Genomic DNA, 17426 nt, shown 5'->3' with positions numbered 1-17426 from the left:
TATTTTAAAGAAAAAGCTCCACCAAAAATGGTTAATCTTATTGTTGGTACAATTTTTTCAATTCGGCAAATGAAGCGGCATCAAACGCTTCGAATCTTAACGAGCGTTTGAGCCGCTTCTCTTACCTCTATTTTACTGCAGTTGATGATGAATTTCCAATGTACACATTTTCCTCTCCAAAACTTACCCAACAAAAAAAGACTTCTGCATGGAGAAGTCTTTTGATCTTATTTCCTTACATCATAATACCGCCATCAACGTGAAGAACCGTCCCATTTACATAGTTGGATTCTGCTGATGCAAGATATAAATACGCATATGCAATATCAGAGGGCTGTCCTAGCTTTTGCAGTGGAATAGTTGCTGTTAATTGATCGATGACTTTTTGCGGAACCGTCTTGACCATGTTCGTTTCAATAAAGCCTGGTGCGACTGCATTTACATTAATTCCTTTTCGTCCAAGCTCTTTTGCCCAAGACTTTGTCATCCCAACAACACCCGCTTTTGACGCCGCGTAATTCGTTTGCCCAACGTTCCCATATATCCCTGAAACGGAGGAAGTATTGATAATTTTCCCGCTTTCTTGCGCCACCATATAAGGGACAACCGCTTGCGTACAGTGAAATACACCTGTTAAGTTTACATCAATGACCTGCTGGAATTCTTCTGTCTTCATCTTCGTTAGCACGGCATCACGCGTAATTCCTGCATTGTTGATTAAAATGTCAATTTTCGTAAAGCGATCCACAACATTTTTCACTAACTCGTCGACGCTTTGTCGATCCGCTACGTTCACTTGAAAAAACTCAACGTCTCCACCTTGTTCTTTTAATGCTTCTGCTTCTTTTTTTCCAAGCTCTTCATTAAAATCTGCGAGCGCAACTCGTGCCCCTTCCTTCACAAACACTTTGGCTGCCTCTAAGCCAAGCCCATTTGCTGCTCCTGTAATAAGTGCTACTTTATTTTCTAATCTCATCTACAATTCCCCCTTGGTTAACGAATGACGCTATTTGATGAATGAGCTGTTCTAAATCATCGATAAGCGGTGAATGTCCACAGCCTGTTAGTGAGTAAAAAATGGCATTCGATCCTAGATCCTCTAAAATTTCATCCGTCATCTCTTTCGTGACCACTAAATCTTGGTCTCCTCTTAATACAAGCGTTGGAATCGTAATATGATTTACAATCCCTGTCCCCTTTGCTGCTTCATGATCGTGATGGCTAATATTAAACGTATTTAACGAATGATTAACTTCTAACAGATTGCGCTGTGTCAGCATATCATCTAAATATTCTTCGTATCTACGCTGCTCTGGCTGATGCGTCCGGTAAATAACCGTATTCCAAACACTTCTAAAAAATTCACGATTTCCCGTATCAAACGCGTGTTGAACGGCGGTAGATGAATTAGGATATGTTTGTACATCTTCATACGTTTTTAACCGTTTTGATACATCAAATGTTCCGTTCTCGCCGATCGCATAAAGTGGATAACCTCTTGTTGAAGCGGAAGCTAGCAAGATCAGCTTGTCACAATATCCTGGATGTTCACCTACAAATTGCATGCATACGGCTCCACCTGTGGACCATCCTACTAAACTAAAATTCTGCAAATGAAGTTCATCAACAAAAAGCCTTAAATCATCTGAGAAATCTTTGATGCGTTTAATAGGCTCGTGATACGTAGATAAACCGAATCCCCTTAAATCAATCGCGTAAAGCTTAAATTGTGATGGCATCGCCTCAAGCACTACATCCCAGTGTTTCGAAGACGTCATATTCCCATGTACGAGAATAACCACCTGTTCGCCGCCTTCACGCTCACGGTACGAAATTGTTTCACCATTAGCTATATCTACCTTCTTCAACGTTATTGTACTCATCCATGCTCCCCCTCTTCATTCAAGTTCTCTGGGTGCAAATCATGAAGTTGTCCATTCAAGCATTCTATTCATTCTATGAACAAATGCATTCGTTTAGTTATCTATTTACCCTATTTTATGTAAATCCTCACTTGTCTAGACGACCTTTGTACACGTTCCCGTATCTTAATCTTATCTGTATTTATTTCACGGTCATTCAGAATAAAACCGTGTAAAGAAAACGTTTACATAAATTTATTGTAGTACTTTTCCCTCAATTTTACAAAGATAAAGCTGAACAGTATACCTGCTCAGCTCACTTCCTTTATTTTTTCATTTGTTGTTTTATTTAATCTCGCTTCTACTCGTTTTCCCACAAACCATAGAACGAAGATCACAACGGCGACAATGACCGCTTTAAATGGTTGCCTCACAAATGAAGAAAGATCCGCTCCAATAAAACTAATCATAAAGATCATCACCATTTTTCCACTTAGTACTGCTAGCATGAACTGCATAATGCTCACTTTTGAAAGGCCCGCAACCACATTAATGGCCGCAGACGGTGTAAAAGGAAAACACAGCAATAGAAAAATAGGACCAAAACCATGTTGTTCAATCCAGTTCATTATTCGCTTTACGCCTGAATGATGACTTAAAAAGCGAAAAAATCGTTGCCTGCCAAATTTTCTAATTAACAAGAAAACGAGTAAAGATCCTAAGCACGCCCCTCCCCACGAAATGAGAAACCCACCCCATAAGCCGAATGCTGCTGCATTTGCTATTACAAACGCGACAAGTGGCAAAATGGGAATAAAAGCTTCGAGCATCAACAATAAAATGGCGGGGATTGCTCCGAGTGAACGATAATCGCTAAGTAACTTTAGCATGTAATCCATTGAGAAAACGTGTTGAATTGTCTCCCAGTTCATTCATTTATTCTCCTTGCGCTGTTATGCACGTCTCCCTTTTCAGGGAGGCGATTAAACACAATTCATTGAAGATCCTTTAGACGTATTGGTGGAACCAATCGCGGATATATGTTAAACGATCCAATCGTAGTTTTGGATCACCGCTTCGAGACAGGTCATGCGTTGCTTCAGGGAAACGAATAAAACGCGTTTCTTTTCCCTTTCTTTTTAGCGCATTAAATAGCTGCTCTCCCTGTTCGATCGGACATCTGTAATCAAGTTCTCCGTGTAAAATAAGAAGCGGCGTATTCACCTTGTCAGCTAAACGAAGAGGCGAATGTTTCCAAAGTGCTTCAATGTTATCATATAGATCACTCTTAATCTCTCGTTCTGTAAAGAAGTAGCCGATATCACTAACCCCGTAGAAGCTAATCCAATTTGAGATCGAACGCTGTGTGACTGCAGCTTTGAAGCGATCCGTTTGTCCAACAATCCAGTTCGTCATAAATCCACCGTAGCTTCCTCCTGTAACTCCAAGACGCATTTCGTCCACGAAATCGTATTCACGAATTACGTAGTCTACAGCATCCATTAAATCCTGATAATCTTTTCCACCGTAATCCCCTCGAACTGCATCCGCAAAGACTTGTCCATATCCTTTGCTTCCTCTTGGATTAATGTATAAAACACCATATCCACTTGCAGTAAGCGTTTGAAATTCATGCACAAATGTATTTCCGTACATCATATGAGGGCCACCGTGAATTTCAAGGATTAGCGGATATTTCTCTCCTTCTTCATAACCGGCAGGCTTCATAAGCCAGCACTGCAAATCCCAGCCGTCTGAGGCTTTGATCGTAAAGGATTCTGCTCCAGCGAGAACCACGTCATCAAGAAACGTGTCGTGAAGATGGGTAATTTGTTCTCTGTCACCGCTTGTTAAATTCAGCGTGTATAACTCTCCTGGCAATGTTGGTGTGCTGATTCCAACGACGGCTTGTTGCCCGTTTGAATGCACGCTCAAATCGTACACGTGGAGGTTTTCAAACAGCACAGGTGTTAACTCACCTTCAACCGTTCCATGATAGACTCCGACATTTCCTTGATCGCTCATTAAGAAGTAAAAACCTTCGCTATCAGCTGTCCATATTAATCCTGGATTTCGTCTCCATGAATGCAGGTCACCTACTCCAACATCTTCTACATCTACATCCCATTCTTGTGTGATGCAATGCATTTTTTGAGCGGAAAAGTCATACAACCAAATTTTTGTCGTTGTCACCGTTTGGTTTTCTTCTTGTGATCCCAAAAATGCAAGGTATGATCCGTCTGGTGACCAGGATGCACGTCCGAAAGACCCTTGACCTGTAGTTAGATTTACCGTTTCTTTGGAATCAATGTTATATACGTACAAATCGGACGTAAAGACAGCATCTGGATCATCTGATAAATTAGCGGAATAAACAACGGCCGTGCCATCAGGTGACCAGCACGATGCAGCGTATGAATGATCCCCCTGCGTTAGCTGTACGGATTCGCCTGAATCAATATGTATTAAAGCAATTTGAGAGTATGTATCCTTGATAAATCCTCTTCCATCTGCTTTATAAATTAAACGATCCACAACGAGAGGTTGAAGTTCTTTTTTCTCGTTTTGTTCTTCTTTTGTATGGATGGTTTCTCCACTTTTGACACCTGCTGAGCAGAGAAGCATGTTACCGTCTGGTGACCAGATCGGGTTAGAAGCCCCTTTGTGGAAGAAGGTTAGCTGTTTTGCTTCTCCTCCATTGACTGGGAGTAAATAGATTTGATTTGTTTTCGTACGGTTGGAAACAAATGCAAGCATGGCTCCATCAGGTGAAAAAGTCGGTGTTTGGTGAAGATGTTCACCGAATGTCCATTGGCGTTCTTCTTTCGTTTCGAGATCAACCACGTATAGGTTGGATACGTATTGAGCGGTTTCTTCATTGATTTTTCGGACAACATATACAGCAGATTTTCCATCAGGAGATAGCTGAGCGTCGTAGGCTGTTGATAATTTATATAAGTCGTTAATTTCTACTTTTCTTTTCGTTTCTGTCACATTCATCTTTTGTCCACCCCTTATCATATCTATACGTCTATTTTAACACTTGTCAGAATTTTTTCTATTTTTAGACTGTAATTTTTTGTTTTTATTTGATGAATGATGTTTTTTCATGGGGAATTTTGAGAAGAAACTGCTAAGTGGGTGTACTATACGTCTCTTAAACTTGGGAGTTAGTTTTTAATAATCATTTCGTTTCAATCAGTTCGGATTCCAGCTTCAGATCGCTTCGCTTTCCTCGGGGCGAGCGCTGAGCTTCCTCGTCGTTTCTCTCCTGCGGGATCTCAGATGGCTCGCTAATCCCGTAGGAGTCTTCGCATCTTACGCCTCCATCCTTACTTCATTTGACGAGTTGGCGTACTGTGTGTCTCTTCAACTGATAATTGGTTTTTAACGATCATTTTGTGTCAGATCAGTTCGGATTCCAGCTTCAGATCGCTTCGCTTTCCTCGGGGTGAGCGCTGAGCTTCCTCGTCGTTTCTCTCCTGTGGGATCTCAGATGGCTCGCTAATCCCGTAGGAGTCTTCGCATCTTACGCTTCCATTCTTACTTCATTAAAAAGAAGAAGCACTGTACTTTTCTTCAACTGGATACTTATTTTTTTATGTGGTAAAGAGAGGGACATACGGTTTTGAAACGAAGGAGCTACTTTCATTGAAAGTGGAAATGGTCTTTTGGACAAGTTTTTTCATTTGCGTTCATCATTGGGCTTAAGCCATTTTGGCGGTTTTTTGAAGGAGCGGGACAGAAAATGGAGGTTTTTAGTTGGAGGAAAAAGGGAAAAAATAAAATTTCTAAAAATTTAGAAAATAAGTTGTTTTTTTTGATTGAAGTCTATATAATAAAAAAAAGACTTCAGGGGTGAATCTCATGAAAAACGAAAAATCTTATGCAGAAATGATGAAGTCACTGGCCAACTCTAAGCAAATGAAAGAAGATGTAGACGTTTTAGCGCTGTACATTGATATGGTGATTGATGAGTCCCTATTCGTCCGTCGTGTGGAAGTTTTAGAGCAAAGAATTAACGAGGCATTAGACAAACGTAATAAAGAAGATTTTCTAAGCCTTTCTAGAGAATATCAAGAATTATTAAAAGTAGCTGAATAAATAAGCAATCCTTCACGCTTTACCAGCATGAAGGATCCTTTTTGTGCGTTTAATTATTCATAAACTGTTCTTCCTCAGTCGACCCCTTTAGCGCTGTCGTGGATGAGTTTCCGCTTGCGATCACTTGTGATACTTCATCAAAATACCCTGTTCCCACTTCTCTCTGATGTCTTGTAGCGGTATAGCCTTTATGCTCGCTATCAAATTCCTGCTGCTGTAATTCAGAATAAGCAGCCATTCCTCTCGTTTTATACCCGTGTGCCAATTCAAACATGCTGTGATTTAAAGCGTGGAATCCTGCTAGCGTCACGAATTGGAACTTGTATCCCATTTTTCCTAACTCCTGTTGAAAAGAAGCAATCGTTTCTTCATCTAATTTTTTCTTCCAGTTAAAAGACGGTGAACAGTTATAAGCTAGTAGCTTACCTGGGAACTGCTCGTGAATTGCTTCTGCAAAGCGTTTAGCCTGTTCTAAATTAGGCTCTGACGTTTCACACCAAATCAAATCCGCATAAGGTGCGTATGCAAGACCTCTGGCAATCGCCTGATCAAGACCTGCGTTTGTTCGATAAAACCCTTCTGCTGTTCGTTTCCCTGTAATAAACGGATGATCAACTGGATCAATATCACTTGTAATTAAATCTGCTGCGTCTGCATCTGTACGAGCGATAATGATCGTTGGAACCCCCATTACGTCTGCTGCAAGACGAGCCGAAATCAAGTTACGAACCGCTGTTTGAGTTGGAAGAAGTACTTTTCCGCCCAGATGTCCGCACTTCTTTTCCGATGATAGCTGATCTTCAAAATGAACGGCTGATGCACCTGATTCAATCATGCTTTTCATCAATTCAAACACATTCAACTGTCCACCAAATCCAGCTTCAGCATCGGCAACAATTGGAACGAAGTAATCCAACTCTTCTTTTCCTTCTAAGTGCTGAATTTGATCGGCTCTCTGAAGAGCTTGATTGATTCTCTTTACAACGTGAGGAACGCTGTTTGCAGGGTACAGGCTTTGATCGGGATACATATTACCCGATAGATTAGCATCAGCCGCTACTTGCCAACCGCTTAAATAAATTGCTTTTAGACCTGCTTTTACTTGCTGCACGGCTTGGTTTCCTGTGAGTGCTCCTAAAGCATGCGTGTAATCTTCTGTATGAAGCAAGTTCCAAAGCTTTTGAGCACCTCTTCTTGCTAACGTATGCTCGATGTCAATGGAACCGCGAAGCTTCATTACGTCCTCTGCGCTATATGGACGCTCAATTCCTTGCCATCTGCTGTCTGTACCCCAATTTTCTTCTACTGCTTGAATACGTAAATCTTTCATTCTCTCCATCTCCCTTATTAACCATATTATTATTTATTTAACACATATATTTTTTAAATCCTATTTTATTATTGGGAATTATGCTTCTAGAATTTCGTACGCTTTTAACGTTAAAAATTCCGCAAATTTATCAGATCCCACAAGCTCCTCAAACAGTCTGGCAGCCTCCTCAAAACGCCCATTTTCAAAGCGCTCTTTCCCTACTAATTGCTTAATTTTTTCTAGTTCTTCCCCTTGAAGTTCCTTCACCCAATGAAGAGTTACTTTGCGATTCTCATCCGTTTTTCCCTCGGGATGATGAATCCACTGCCAAATTTGCGCACGCGAAATTTCTGCTGTTGCCGCATCCTCCATTAAATGAAAAATAGGTGCTGCACCGCGACCGCTAAGCCAAGATTCAATATATTGAATGGCTGCGTTAATGTTCATACGAATTCCTTGTTCCGTAATCGGTCCCTTTGGTGCTAAAAGTAAATCTTCTTGTGACACTTCCATTTCTGTCAGTGGACGAGCAATTTGATTGTCATCTTTCATATGCTCATTAAATACATCCATTGCTACAGATACTAGTCCAGGGTGAGCGACCCATGTTCCGTCATGCCCATCTTTTGCTTCTCGCTCTTTATCAAGACGCACCTTCTCAAAGGCTGCTGCGTTTGCTTCTTCGTCTCCTTTAATCGGAATTTGCGCAGCCATCCCTCCCATTGCATGAACCCCTCTGCGATGACACGTTTTGATAACAAGCAGTGAATACGCTCTCATAAAAGGAGACGTCATCGTCACGAGCGAGCGATCAGGTAGAATACTAGTGTCGTAGTTACGAAGCTTTTTTAAGTAACTAAAAATATAATCCCACCGGCCACAGTTAAGACCGGCCGAATGTTCTTTTAGCTCATATAAGATTTCGTCCATCTCAAATGCCGCAAGAATTGTCTCAAGCAACACCGTCGCTTTAATCGTTCCGCTTGGAATCCCTATATACTCTTGGGCATATAAAAATACATCATTCCACAACCGAGCTTCTGAATGATTTTCAAGCTTTGGCAAGTAAAAGTAAGGTCCAGATCCATTTTCAAGTAGCGTTTTTGCATTATGAAAAAAATAAAGACCAAAATCCACCAAACTTCCTGACATGTTCTCCCCATCAATCTGTAAATGCTTTTCTTCTAGATGCCATCCTCGCGGGCGAACCATTAGCGTCGCTACCGTACTTCCTAGCTCATATTTCTTTCCGTTATCTCCCTCAAACTGTATCGTTCGATTGACCGCATCACAAAGATTTATTTGTCCCTGCATGACATTGTCCCACGTCGGAGAAGTCGAATCCTCAAAGTCTGCCATAAAAACCTTTGCCCCTGAATTTAAGGCATTAATGACCATTTTTCGATCAACAGGACCGGTAATTTCTACTCTTCGGTCCAATAAATCCTTGGGCAATGGTGCAACCGTCCATTCGCTATTTCGAATATGAGTCGTTTCATCTAAAAATGTCGGTTTTATTCCTTGATCAAGTTGCTGTTGACGGATGATCCGCTTGTGCAGGAGATGCTTTCGTCTTTCATTAAACTCACGATGAAGATCCGTTAGAAATTGAAGAGACTCTGAAGTTAAAATCGTGGTGTAGGGTGTTTTGAGATGACTTTTTTGATTGGAAATGGTCACACATTTCATTCCTCTCTTTAATTGTTATAATACAGATTATTAAAACTTAATTTATTATATAACAGAAAATTCAAAACGTCATTACTTTTTTACAAAATAAAGAAAAAGGGACTCCAAATTTGGAATCCCTCTTACTGTTCTTCAATATACGTAATGCGTTCTAACATGGTTGGGTGATTATAGCGGAACACTTTTACTAAGAAAGGAGGATCTACTTGGCTTAACCCTGCTTTTGTTAGCTTTTGAAAAGAAGAAACGGCTGCCTTTTTGTCGTGCGTTAAGTGGATAGCATATTCATCGGCTTTATGTTCTTGATATCTTGAAACTGCATTTGTTAATGGGCTTACCGCAAATGCTAACAGTGAAAACGCGAGCAACAAGACAGGTAGAGAAGATAAATCGGTTAAAGACGATATTTTCAAAGGTTCTTTCCATTTATGTACGACCTTCTCAGCAATTTTGCTAATGATGTAAAACCCAATAAGTGATAGCAGCAAATACCCGGCAATCCCAATGTACACATGCTTCATGACGTAATGTCCCATTTCATGAGCCATAATAAAAAGAATTTCTTTATCCTTTAGCTGCTGAAGCGTTGTATCCCAAAGGACAATTCGAGAATTAGAGCCAATTCCTGTAACATAGGCATTTAAGGCATTGGTTTTCTCAGACATGTTTACTTCATACACGTGATCGGTCGGAATATGAGCCTGATCGGCTAGTGTTAAAATCTTTTCCTCTAGAACTTTATCCTTCAGGGGGTAAAATTGATTATACAGAGGATCGATGACGACAGGCTGTATGAAGGTAATAAACAACGTAAATGGAACGGATAATAGCCATGCGAACAGCCACCAGCGCTTTTTAAAGCGTCTCATCAACAAGTACACGACACAAACCACTAACGTCATCAGCGCATATTGAAGCCAAAAGTTAATGAACTGATCTTTCATCCACCCTTCAAATGGCTGGGTTGTAATGCGATAATTTTTTGAAATTTGATATTTAATAAAGTTAAGTGGAAACGATAAAACGAGACTGACAACCGATAGCCAAAAGACATAAATGACCGTTTGAAAAAATAAATTTTTGCTAATGTCCTTCGCCCAGTAGCTAAATCTTTTCGACAAACCAAAAGCTAGGACGAGTAAAAAGATAATCCAATCGTATGGAAGGGAAATAAAGAAGAGCACGTCTCTAAGCTTTGAATATTCATCTGTAATCATCAATTCTCTGGCATTCATGAAGGTTTGAGGATCTGCACTCGTGCCTATCCATTTCTTTGGAAGAATGCTGTCATTCATATAAAAGATATAGACGCATGCTAATGCTATGTAAATTAAAAAACCAATCATTGTCCACCCTACAATTTTCCTCATGCAGCACCTCCTATTTGTACAACCTTATTATTATTGTAGAGAAAAAGCGAGCGAGTTAGAACTAAAACTTCTTTGTCCATAATCCCCCCATTCTCTTACCTATATACACGCAAAAAGCTAGCCGACGATTTTATGCCAGCTAGCTTTCATTCTACTTCCCTTTGAACACAGGTGGTCTTTTTTCAGAGAATGCTTGAAGTGCTTCTAGTCGGTCTTCCGTTGGGATCGTAAGCTCATACGCTTTCCGTTCAATATGAAGACCCGTTTGAAGATCAACTTTCATTCCTTCCTTCACCGCAAATTTTGCTTGCTGAAGTGCCACTGGACCATTTCGGAGTATGGACCCAACAAACTCTTGAATCGTTCCTTCCAACTGCCCAGCAGGTACAACTCTCGTAAACAAGCCATATTGATCACCTTCAACAGCCGTCACTCTCTTTGCCGTCAAAATGAGCTCTAGCGCTTTCGACTCACCAATGAGGCGTGGAAGGCGCTGTGTCCCCCCTGCACCTGGAATGATTGCCAAACTCGTTTCTGTAAGTCCAACCTTTGCATGATCAGCTGCAATTCGAAAATCACAGGCTAGCGCAAGCTCCATACCACCACCAAAAGCATACCCATTTAACACAGCAATCGTTGGCTGTGGTAGCTGTTCTACTTTCGCAAACACTTCACCAATTTTATAAACATTTCTTTTTACTTGGTCAATGGTTAACGTTTTTCGCTCTTTTAAATCAGCTCCTACGCTAAAAGCTTTTTCGCCCGCCGCTTGAATGACCACCACACGTACGTCCGGGTTAATTCGAATTCCTTCTACAATTTCTTCAAGCTCGCTTAACATCTGGTAATTAAACGCATTTAAAGCATCCGGTCGGTTTAATGTTATTGTTCCTACATGATTTTGACTTGAGTACTGAACTGTTTTCATTTTGTGACCTCACCTTCATCGTTCATGAGCTTATTTATTTAACAGCTGTTGTTTTAATGATCGTCTTAAAATTTTCCCTGTCGTATTTTTCGGAAGCTCATCTAAAAATTCGATATCGTAAGGCACTTTATATTTCGCTAAATGCTCACTGCAATAACGAATTAGCTCTTCTTTTGTAGTTTCTTGATTTTTCACCACAACAAAACATTTCACGGCTTCACCTTGATCAGGATGTGGAATTCCAAGAACAGCGACCTCTGATACATCAGGATAACGATACAACACTTCTTCTACTTCTCTTGGATAGACGTTAAATCCTCCTACAATAATTAAATCCTTTTTTCGATCGACAATATAGAAGTATCCTTCGTCATCCATTTTTGCTAAATCGCCTGTGTACAGCCAGCCATCGCGAATCGCGTGTGCGGTTTCTTCCGGCATATTGTAATATCCCTTCATCACATTAGGTCCTCGTACAATAAGCTCTCCTACCTCACCAGCTGCTACTTCTTCACCGAATTCGTTCACTACTTTGTTTTGGACATTGGCAATCGATGTCCCAATAGATCCTGCCTTTCGCGGACGGTCAAGCGGATTAAAGCATGTAACAGGCGATGCTTCTGATAATCCATATCCTTCTGAAACCACAACCTGAAACTTTTGCTCAAAGCTTTGTAGTAGTGCGACAGGCATAGCTGATCCACCTGAAATACATAGTCGTAAGCTTTTCGTTTGCTCAGCGGATACGTTTGGAATGTTCAGCAAGAAGTTATACATCGTCGGAACACCGACAAAAATCGTCGCTTCGTATTCCTTAATTAAACGAAATACTTCTGCAGGACTAAACTTTGGTACAACCAATACAATTCCACCGTTCATAAGCGGCGCGTTCAACGAAACCGTTAGACCGAAAACGTGAAACATCGGAAGCGTCGCAACAACACGATCTGTATGATTAATGTGAAGAAAATCTGCCACATCTTTCGCATTGCGATACAGATTATGATGCGTTAGCATCGCACCCTTTGGTTTTCCTGTCGTACCTGACGTATATAAAATAATCGCAACTTCCTGCTCACTAATTTCAGGGAAGTCGTACTGATCTGTTCCTCTGTGCATAACACTTGTAAACGATTTCATTTTTTCGTGCGTTTCTTCAATTTCTGATTCAGAAGAACTCCCACATAAAATCACGTGTTGAACGTTTGGTACTTTAGCTGTAAGCTGATCAAAAAATGGCAACAGCTTGTCCAGTGCAATCACTACTTTTACATCCCCATTATGTAAAATATAGCCGATCTCATCTGGTGTGTAAATGGGATTAATCGGTATCACTCGCGCCCCTATTCGCAGTGCCCCGTATAACCCAATAATGAAGTGTGGAGAATTTGCTAGCAATAGTGCGACATGATCCCCTTTTTCTACCCCTAAACTTTTTAACCCGTTTGCAAACCTTGTAATTTGAGCATCTAATTGACCGTATGTTACCGGCTGATCTTGAAAAATATATGCGGTTTTCTCTACATTTTCTAACGCTGTCACGTGAAGTTGTAATGATAAATCCACATTCCCACCCCTTTGTGTTATGAATGACTACTCATTCATAATATTATACTAATTTATTGAAAATTTCTAACATTAATTATCTTTTTTCCATTTATTTTCTTTTAAGATCCCTTTACTGACGTAGTGAGAAAGGGCACACACAAAAAAGGAATTTTCCAAAGAGAAAATTCCTTCATGCCATCATGTTATTTTATTAATAAACTAAATCAATGAACTCGTCTTTCGTAATGTTACCGAAGTAATGATTAATTTCCACGTCTTCAACTGCCTCTGCAATTGCTGCGCGCTCATAGCGCTTTCCGATGAGACGTTCTTCAATTTCATTCACGTCTCCAACCCCGAAGAAATCTCCGTAAATTTTGCAGTTTTCAATCGTACCACGGTTCACTTCAAGGCGTACATCGATTTGCCCAACAGGGAAGCGATGAGAATGCTGCAGGTTGAATTTTGGAGACTTTCCGTAATTCCATTCCCAGTTTTGGTAGCGCTCTTTTGATAGCTGATGAATATTCGCCCAGTCAGAATCTGTAAGCTTGTACTCCTGAATCTGATCTTCACCGTCAAAGATGTAGGCAAGAATCAGCTTTTTAAATTCTTCGATTGTCACTTTCTCTTCTAAGAATTCACTGATGTTTGCTACACGGCTACGAATGGACTTAATACCTTTTGACTCAATTTTATCCTTCTTCACACGAAGAGCTGAAACAACATGATCCATCTCCGAATCGAACAACAATGTACCATGACTGAACATACGGCCACGTGTAGAGAACTGTGCATTCCCTGAAATTTTACGACCTTCTGCTAAAATATCGTTACGTCCGCTAAGTTCAGCATTTACACCAAGGCGTTTTAACGCTTCAATAACAGGCTCTGTGAACTTTTTAAAATTGTGGAAGCTATCCCCATCATCCTTTGTAATAAAGCTAAAGTTCAAGTTTCCAAGGTCATGGTAAACGGCCCCTCCACCAGACAGTCGACGTACAACATGAATGTTATTATCGTCCACATACTTTGTATTGATTTCTTCCACTGTATTTTGATTTTTACCAATGATAATTGAGGGCTCATTAATATAAAACAGCAAATAGGACTCGTTAATGTCTAAGTTCTTTAGTGCATACTCCTCAATTGCAAGGTTAATTCGTGGGTCTGTAATATTTTGATTATTAATATATAACATGCTCAGTTCTCCCTTATCTCTATTTATCAAAAACAACGCCGCATTTCGCTAGTTCAATATCACCGTTAAAAAATTCTTTGGCTTCGTCAATAAGCTGGGCGTGCTCACCGTAATGTGGAAGGTGTGTTAAGATGAGTTTTTTTACGTTTGCTTCGTGCGCAATATGACCATTTTCTTTACTAGTCATATGTCCCGCACTCGTTCCATCTTGATGACCGTAAAAATTACATTCGCTAATTAACAAGTCCGCATCCTTCGCAAAGTCAATGAATTCTTGTTGATAACTAGAATCTGCGGTATAAACAATGGTTTCGTTGCCAGCCGTAATGCGCATTGCATAACACGGAACAGGATGCTTCGTCTTTAAAAAGGAAATCCTAAACGGACCTACTGTCAGTGACGTTTCTGGATCATAGACAACACCTTTTGTAAATCCCTTGTGTGTTAGGGATTCAAACCCTTTTTTGTCTTCCGTATGACCGTAAAAAGGAAGTTCTTTCGTTTGATTTCCTAAATAGTAGTGAATTTGTCGAGCATACTGCAAAACGCCCACATCTGCAACGTGATCGTGATGATAATGAGACAAAATAACCGCATCTAAATCCGTTGGTTGAATATACTTCTGAAGCTGTTCTAGTACACCACTACCACAGTCCACTAATAGTGAAAAACCGTTATGTTCAAATAAGTAGCCGGACGTTGCTTCTCCTCGTGCCGGGTATCCGCCCCAATAGCCTACTACAGTAACCTTCATGACCTCATTCCTTTCCAATAGTTTACCTGCATCTAGTATAAACGAAACGATTCTAAAACATAAATATTTCAACCTTTTTAGTGAAATATAGCCCATTTTACATTTTGTTATAAAACATTATTGACATTTATCAACCTGTTATAATACAATACTAGTAACAAGATAACGGAGGGGATACACATGTTAGTTAAAATGTCAGAATTTTTTAGAAATTTACCAAAGAAACGATGCATGGAGTGTAACGAAGAAATGGAAGAACAACACGAGTGCTACGGAAATAAATGTGATAAATGCTTGCATCAACAATAAGGGGTTAAAAAAAGAAGCGCTATTGTAAGCGCTCCTTTTTTTAGTTTAATAGCTTTACAGACGTTGTTTCATCTTTATTGTACTTCATCCTCCGTCCCCTTTCGTGCAACATGATCTTATTCAAATTTAACATAAATTACCTTTTGAAACACAAAAAGTCTCAGCCATTATTGACTAAGACTTCCTTAAAAATGATCTTTTCGCTTATGAAGCGGGTGCTTCCGTTTTCCAGTGAGAACGAACTTTCAAAATAACGAGCGCAATGATGGCTAAAAAACCGATACTGACGAATAAACCCGGTCTGCTTGCCTCGTCTGCTAGAGTTCCTGTGACGGCCAAAAGGATGAGCAACATGGCGACGATGCGTTTTATTTTTCCCCACATGGTCAATTTCATCAGACGCGGATAGGAAAATAAAATAAACAGCCAGTTATATAACAGCATCAGACCTGCAGCTGTCGTAATATATTCGTAAATTTTCCCCGGTAGAAGCAGTGAAAACACAATCGAGACGATCAGTCCACACGTCGTCAAAAGCATCGCCGAAAGTGGGAACTGAAATTTCCCCTTCTTTTTAGGAGCAAAAACTTTTGGCGCATCTCCTTCTTCAGAAAGTGTAACAAGCATCGTTGTTACGGAAAAGAAAGAAGCGGACATCGTGGAAAACCCTGCAATAATCATCGCCCCGTTAAAAACATGCGGGAAAAACGGTAAATGATACGTTTCTAGGGCCGTGATAAACGGGCTTTGATTTTCATGAAATCCATGGTAAGGAACAATTGATATCGCAAGCGCTAGAGATGCTAAATAAATCGTGACTAGTAAGAGCAGCATAACCGTTCCTGCTTTTGAAGCATCTTTTTTATCCTTCAGCCTCATTGTCATAATCCCTAATACTTCAATTCCACCGAAGGCATAAAAAGCATATAAAAGCCCTCCCCACAACCCTGTAAATCCATGCGGAAAAATAGTCTCAGCTGTTCTAGGGAATTCTTCTCTTGCACCCTCATCCAAAAAGCCTAACAGAGCGAGCGCAGCTAAAATAATAAACATAAAAATAGCGGATACTTTCGTCACAGCAAAAATGTTTTCACATCGCTCAAAGCCTTTCGTCCCGATTAATACAACACCAATCGCAAGAACCGCATAAATCGAAGCAAAGATCCAAAGAGGAACGTTCGGAAACCAAAAGCGAGTGAATAGCGACACCGCGGTTAGCTGACTTCCCATAATAAGCATTTCCGCGCTCCAATAGACCCATCCACTGCTAAATCCAGCCCATCGACCAAAGGCTTTTTTCGCATACGAGCGAAACGAACCTTTCTGTGGATCTTCTGCACTCATTTTCGCTAAAGCCTCAAAAACGATAAACGTACAGCAAGCAGCTATAATGAACGCAATGAGTACAGCAGGACCAGCTGATCGAACGGCAATACTCGAGCCAAGAAAGTAACCTGTCCCGATCGTACAACCCACCCCAATGAGTGACAGCTGCCACCACGCTAGTTGTCCTTCTTTTCCACTTGCACATTCGGCATTTTTTTTCATCCTATCACTCCTTACACACTTCGATGTAGTGTGTGATAAGATGAAAATTTTATACCTATCGCCTAATGTAACAATAACTGAAGCGCTTGCCACCCAAAGTATAGACCGAATCCAACAAGAGACAAACCAGAAACAACGGAAACACCAATGAGGACGTTGGCTGCTAAATAGCGTCGAAACGTACTAGCCAAAGCTGCCATTGTAACGTCCCAGGCAAAAATCCCAATAAACATTGCCCCACTATAAAGCAACAGCTGTTTTTCTCCATAAGTAGAAGCTGTCTTCGCTAGAACCGAACCATAAATTCCAATCCAAAACAAAATAGTTAACGGGTTGGTTATGGAAAGAAAAAAGCCTGAAAAAAAGCATTTCAGTACTGTATCACCCTTCGCTCGGCTATCTCGATTAATTTTCCCCGCGCTTATCAGACCTTCAACACCCGTGTAGATAAGTACGAAGCATCCGAAAGCAAATAAGAACAGTTTAATGAATTCATTGCTCAAAAAACTTACGGCCCCTATGTATACTGCCAGCATGTATAATATATCAACAAATGTAGCGCCCATTCCTAAGAACCAGGAATGCCAAAACCCGTTTTTAATTCCCTTATCCAATTGTGCAGCATTAATTGGGCCAATTGGTGCTGCAAGGGATAGTCCTAATAAAATATAGCTCAGTAAAACCCCCATAGAAACTCCTCCATACATTGATGGTAATTCTCCTCAATGTATGCATGAACACCTGCTTGTACGACCTTTTTTTACTCTCTTTGACCTTTATTTGAATAACTTTTCCGCACCT

15 protein-coding genes are annotated in these 17426 nt (G+C 40.4%); 2 read left to right on the top strand and 13 right to left on the bottom strand.

The window, feature by feature from the left end; translation table 11 throughout:
• Positions 1 to 235: 235 nt before the first annotated feature.
• The 4 genes from fabG to AMD01_RS00280 all read right to left on the bottom strand — a co-directional run bounded on the left by fabG (position 236) and on the right by AMD01_RS00280 (position 4862).
• A complete protein-coding gene (fabG, locus tag AMD01_RS00295) occupies positions 236 to 976 on the bottom strand; it encodes a 3-oxoacyl-ACP reductase FabG (RefSeq protein WP_053399394.1) in 741 nt (246 codons plus the stop codon).
• Complete coding sequence (phaZ, locus tag AMD01_RS00290; protein ID WP_053399393.1) at positions 960 to 1883, bottom strand: intracellular short-chain-length polyhydroxyalkanoate depolymerase; 924 nt, start codon at positions 1881 to 1883, stop codon at positions 960 to 962. Before phaZ ends, fabG begins: the two co-directional genes overlap by 17 nt.
• 290 nt (positions 1884 to 2173) lie before the next feature.
• On the bottom strand, positions 2174 to 2794 hold the full coding sequence (locus AMD01_RS00285; RefSeq protein WP_053399392.1) for a TVP38/TMEM64 family protein: 621 nt from the start codon (positions 2792 to 2794) through the stop codon (positions 2174 to 2176).
• A gap of 76 nt (positions 2795 to 2870) precedes the next feature.
• On the bottom strand, positions 2871 to 4862 hold the full coding sequence (locus AMD01_RS00280; protein WP_053399391.1) for a S9 family peptidase: 1992 nt from the start codon (positions 4860 to 4862) through the stop codon (positions 2871 to 2873).
• An 867-nt stretch (positions 4863 to 5729) separates the two neighbouring features.
• On the opposite strand from AMD01_RS00280, the gene AMD01_RS00275 reads away from it, so the two are divergent.
• Positions 5730 to 5966 carry an IDEAL domain-containing protein gene (locus AMD01_RS00275; protein WP_053399390.1) on the top strand — a complete coding sequence of 79 codons (237 nt, stop codon included), beginning with the start codon at positions 5730 to 5732 and terminating at the stop codon, positions 5964 to 5966.
• A gap of 49 nt (positions 5967 to 6015) precedes the next feature.
• On the opposite strand, the gene aceA is transcribed toward AMD01_RS00275, so the two are convergent.
• The 7 genes from aceA to AMD01_RS00240 all read right to left on the bottom strand — a co-directional run bounded on the left by aceA (position 6016) and on the right by AMD01_RS00240 (position 14768).
• Positions 6016 to 7296 (bottom strand): isocitrate lyase, encoded by a 1281-nt coding sequence (gene aceA, locus AMD01_RS00270; RefSeq protein WP_053399389.1) that lies wholly within the window; start codon positions 7294 to 7296, stop codon positions 6016 to 6018.
• Positions 7297 to 7374: 78 nt separating this feature from the next.
• Positions 7375 to 8967 (bottom strand): malate synthase A, encoded by a 1593-nt coding sequence (aceB, locus tag AMD01_RS00265; RefSeq protein WP_053399388.1) that lies wholly within the window; start codon positions 8965 to 8967, stop codon positions 7375 to 7377.
• A 122-nt stretch (positions 8968 to 9089) separates the two neighbouring features.
• On the bottom strand, positions 9090 to 10337 hold the full coding sequence (locus tag AMD01_RS00260) for a M48 family metallopeptidase (RefSeq protein ID WP_053399387.1): 1248 nt from the start codon (positions 10335 to 10337) through the stop codon (positions 9090 to 9092).
• A gap of 151 nt (positions 10338 to 10488) precedes the next feature.
• Positions 10489 to 11265 (bottom strand): enoyl-CoA hydratase-related protein, encoded by a 777-nt coding sequence (locus AMD01_RS00255; protein WP_053399386.1) that lies wholly within the window; start codon positions 11263 to 11265, stop codon positions 10489 to 10491.
• Between the two features lie 30 nt (positions 11266 to 11295).
• Complete coding sequence (locus AMD01_RS00250) at positions 11296 to 12831, bottom strand: fatty acid--CoA ligase family protein (protein WP_053399385.1); 1536 nt, start codon at positions 12829 to 12831, stop codon at positions 11296 to 11298.
• A 193-nt stretch (positions 12832 to 13024) separates the two neighbouring features.
• On the bottom strand, positions 13025 to 14014 hold the full coding sequence (lplA, locus tag AMD01_RS00245) for a lipoate--protein ligase (protein ID WP_053399384.1): 990 nt from the start codon (positions 14012 to 14014) through the stop codon (positions 13025 to 13027).
• 19 nt (positions 14015 to 14033) lie between these two features.
• The gene (locus tag AMD01_RS00240) at positions 14034 to 14768 is read right to left on the bottom strand and encodes an MBL fold metallo-hydrolase (protein WP_053399383.1); all 735 of its coding nucleotides are present in this window, start codon (positions 14766 to 14768) and stop codon (positions 14034 to 14036) included.
• Between the two features lie 180 nt (positions 14769 to 14948).
• Here AMD01_RS00240 and yhfH point away from each other — a divergent pair, with 180 nt between their 5' ends.
• The gene (gene yhfH, locus AMD01_RS23250) at positions 14949 to 15077 is read left to right on the top strand and encodes a protein YhfH (protein ID WP_083446351.1); all 129 of its coding nucleotides are present in this window, start codon (positions 14949 to 14951) and stop codon (positions 15075 to 15077) included.
• Between the two features lie 204 nt (positions 15078 to 15281).
• Here the strand turns inward: yhfH and AMD01_RS00235 are convergent, their stop codons facing one another.
• On the bottom strand, positions 15282 to 16625 hold the full coding sequence (locus AMD01_RS00235; RefSeq protein ID WP_053399382.1) for an amino acid permease: 1344 nt from the start codon (positions 16623 to 16625) through the stop codon (positions 15282 to 15284).
• Positions 16626 to 16687: 62 nt separating this feature from the next.
• Entirely contained in the window at positions 16688 to 17314 is a 627-nt protein-coding gene (locus AMD01_RS00230; protein ID WP_053400073.1) for a LysE family translocator, read from the bottom strand.
• Positions 17315 to 17426: the final 112 nt, after the last annotated feature.

Source organism: Priestia koreensis, assembly GCF_001274935.1.
Taxonomy (GTDB): Bacteria; Bacillota; Bacilli; order Bacillales; family Bacillaceae_H; genus Bacillus_AG; species Bacillus_AG koreensis.
This window is presented reverse-complemented; position numbering and strand designations above follow the sequence as displayed.